Source organism: Halomonas sp., assembly GCF_041689495.1.
GTDB lineage: Bacteria > Pseudomonadota > Gammaproteobacteria > Pseudomonadales > Halomonadaceae > Halomonas.
In genome coordinates this window covers 1-3,496 of the sequence record NZ_JBDNGD010000056.1, presented here as the reverse complement: position 1 = coordinate 3,496, position 3,496 = coordinate 1, and the positions used below count along the sequence as shown (strand labels likewise).

At 64.6% G+C, this 3,496-nt stretch carries 4 protein-coding genes; all 4 read left to right on the top strand.

Annotated features, from left to right (window positions below; genetic code table 11):
* A partial coding sequence (locus ACESMD_RS01960) for a TRAP transporter large permease subunit (RefSeq protein WP_372609836.1) occupies window positions 1–327 on the top strand: 327 nt, incomplete at its 5' end.
* A gap of 77 nt (window positions 328–404) precedes the next feature.
* On the top strand, window positions 405–1,451 hold the full coding sequence (locus ACESMD_RS01955) for a TRAP transporter substrate-binding protein (protein ID WP_372609834.1): 1,047 nt from the start codon (window positions 405–407) through the stop codon (window positions 1,449–1,451).
* Window positions 1,452–1,464: 13 nt separating this feature from the next.
* Complete coding sequence (locus ACESMD_RS01950; protein WP_372609832.1) at window positions 1,465–1,980, top strand: TRAP transporter small permease; 516 nt, start codon at window positions 1,465–1,467, stop codon at window positions 1,978–1,980.
* Window positions 1,973–3,496: aconitate hydratase (locus ACESMD_RS01945; RefSeq protein ID WP_372609830.1), on the top strand; the 1,524-nt coding region annotated here is incomplete at its 3' end. The genes ACESMD_RS01950 and ACESMD_RS01945, both read left to right, overlap by 8 nt.

Sequence of the window (3,496 nt, the reverse complement as noted above, 5' to 3'; positions counted from 1 at the left end):
GCCGTCATGCTGCTATTGCTCTTGCTGGGCATGATCGTCGATGCCGTCTCGCTGATCGTGGTCACCACTCCGGTCCTGCTGCCGCTGATCGTGGCGCTAGGCTACGACCCGCTGTGGTTCGGCATCGTCATGGTGCTCAATCTGGAGATCGCCGTGGTCACGCCACCCGTCGGGCTCAACCTCTATGCGCTTCGCGGGGTCTGTCCCGACCTCTCCGTGGAGGAGATCATCCGCAGTGCCCTGCCCTTCGTTGCCGTTCAGTTCCTCGTGCTGATGCTGTTCGTGTTCTTCCCCAGCCTCAGCCTGTGGTTACCGGGACTCATGTAGCCCCGGTGGGGTGGCGCTAGCGCCATCCATTTGCGTGAAATGACCCCTCGTCACAACAACTAGCAGGAGAATTCGACATGACCCTCAGCCGTCGCCAAGTACTCAAGTACGGTAGCTTCGCCACCGCCGGCGCCACCCTGTTCGGTGGCCAGAGCCTCTTATCGCGCCAGGCCATGGCCGCCACCACTCTCACCGGGGTGACCTACCTGCCGCCGTCCTACAAGGCACTGACCTATGGCTCCGACCGCTTCGTGGAAATCATCCAGGAGAATGGCGGTGATATCCTCAACATGGACTTCTATGATTCCGGTCAGCTGCTCAAGGCCGACGAACAGCTGCCGGCGCTGCGTGCCCGCAGCATCGACTTCATGTTCCATACCACCTCCTACATCACCCGTTCGGTGCCCATTCTCGGCATCACCGGCCTGCCCGGCGTGATTGGCGAGCTCTACCGTCATCCCGAGCGCCTCGCCATGGGCAGCCCTCTGATGGAGCTGATCAACGAGGTCCTGGGTCAGGAGAACCTTTACATGCTCTCTTCCGGCCAGGGTGTGCTCGAGCCCGAGTACATCTGGAGCACCGAGGCCAGCCCCATCCGCAGCCTGGAGGAGGTCCGTGGCAAGAAGATCCGCATCGTCGGCTTCGAGGCCACTCAGGCCCTGGAAAGCTATGACATCGGCGCCACCCGCATTCCCTCCTCGGAAACCTACATGGCGCTCCAGCTGGGCACCGTGGATGCTGGCGTCTTCAACATCTCCACGGTGATCGGTCGCAGCCTCCATGAGCAGCTGAAGTATTGCTACAAGCTGCCCATGACCGGCTTCACGGTGGCACCCTTCATGCTTCTCGACCGCTGGGAATCACTCAGCACCGAGGAGCGCGAGATCATGCAGGGAGCCGCCCAGTGGTACGACGACAACTTCATCGACCACTGCAACAACGACATCTATCCCAACGAGTACTGGCCGCAGGTCGAGGCCGAGGGCGTCGAGATCATCGAACCCTCCGAGGCCGATCTCGAGACCTTCAATGACGGTGCCGAAGCGGTCTGGAACCACTGGAAGGAAGAGGTCGGGGAAGACGTCGGCAATCGCGCCATCGCCCTGGCACTGGGTGAGGCATGAGGGAGCACAGGCCATGACGGCAACGGTCATGCGCAGCTGGGACGGCCTGCTGGCCGTCCTGCGCTGGACATCGATGGGCGTGCTGGTCTTCATGATGGTGTCGATCGCCTATGACGCCATCATGCGCTACGCCTTCTCGGCCCCCACCAGCTGGAGCCTGGAGATCAACTCCTTCCTGCTGGTCTATCTCGCCGTGATGGGGGCGGCCGAGGCTCAGCGCCACGACGCCCACATCCGTATCACCTACTTCAAGGACAAGCTGCCCCTGCACGCCAGGGCCAGCATCGATATCGCCACCGCCATGCTCGGTGCCGTCTTCTGCTATATCCTCGTCTGGCGCGGCGGGATCATGGCCTGGCAGGCACTGGAATATGGCGAGCGCGTCTCCAGTTCCCTGGGCACGCCCATGGTCTTTCCCTACGGATTGATGCCGGTGGGCTTCGCGGCCCTGGGCCTGCAGTTCCTGATCGATGGACTGTATGCCGTCCACCGCCTCTTCCACCCCGAGGAGAATGACTCTCATGGCTGACAACCTGAGCCGGAAACTCATCGCCTCGCATCTCGTCGAAGGGCAGATGATAACGGGCAGTGAAATTGCCCTGAACATCGACCAGGCCCTGCTGCAGGACATCCTCGGCACCCTGGTCATGCTCGAGCTGGATGCCATGGGCATCGAGCGCGTCAAGACCTCGCCAAGCGTCCAGTACATCGACCACACCCTGATCCAGCAGGACAACCTGACCGCCGACGCCCACCTCTTCCTCAAGAGTGCCTGCGAGCGCCTGGGCGTCTGGTACAGCGGCCCGGGCAACGGCATCAGCCATCCCGTCCACATGGAACGCTTCGGTGTGCCGGGCCAGAGCCTGGTCGGCTGTGACAGCCATACGCCGGCCGCCGGCGCCATGGGCATGCTGGCCATCGGTGCCGGTGGCATCGAGGTGGCCATGGCCATGGCCGGCGAGCCCCTCTACCTGCCCATGCCACAGGTCATCGGCGTCCATCTCAGCGGCGAACTCCCCGACTGGGTCAGCGCCAAGGACATCATTCTCGAGCTGCTTCGCCGCCATGGCGTCGCCGGCGCGAAGAACAGCATCCTCGAATACCACGGCCCCGGTCTAGCCGGGCTCAGCGCCATGGACCGCCACGTCCTGGCCAACATGGGTACCGAGATGGGGGCCACCACCAGCGTCTTCCCCAGCGACGAGGTGATTCGCGACTTCATGCGCTCGCGGGGGCGTGAGGCCGACTGGCGACCGCTGTCCGCCGACCCGGGCTGCCGCTATGACCGGGAGGAACACCTCGACCTGTCGCGGCTCGAGCCGCTGATCGCCCTACCCTCCAGCCCCGACAGGGTCGTGCCGGTCAGGGAAGTGGCGGGCGAGCCCCTGTACCAGGCCTATATCGGCTCTTCGGCCAATCCAGGCTATCGCGATATTGCCGTGGTGGCCGAGATCGTCAAGGGCCGCAGCGTCGCCGGCAATGTCTCCCTGGACATCAACCCCGCCACCCGCCGGGGGCTCGCGGCGCTGATCGACGAAGGTCACCTGGGAGCACTGATCGCCGCCGGGGCGCGCCTGCACCAGCCTGGCTGCAACGGCTGTATCGGCATGGGCCAGGCACCCGCCGCCGGCCGCAACAGCCTGCGCACCGTACCGCGCAACTTCCCCGGACGCTCCGGCACCCGGGAGGACAGCATCTTCCTGTGCAGCCCCGAGACCGCCGCCGCCTCCGCGCTGCAGGGCGTGATCACCGATCCACGCACCCTGGCCATGCCCTGCCCGAGGCCCCGGGAGCCCGAGCAGATGAGAGTCAGCGACAGCTGGTTCATCCCGCCGTTGCCCCTCGAACGAGCACGGCAGGTGACATTGCTGGCCACCGACAACACCCCGCCATTGCCGCTGATCGAGGCACTGCCGGAGCGCATCGAGGCGCCGATCCTGCTCAAGTGCGGCGACAACATCTCCACCGACGACATCATCCCCGCCGGTGCCCGCGTGCTGCCCCTGTGGAGCAATGTCCATGCCTCGGCCGAATACACCTTCGAG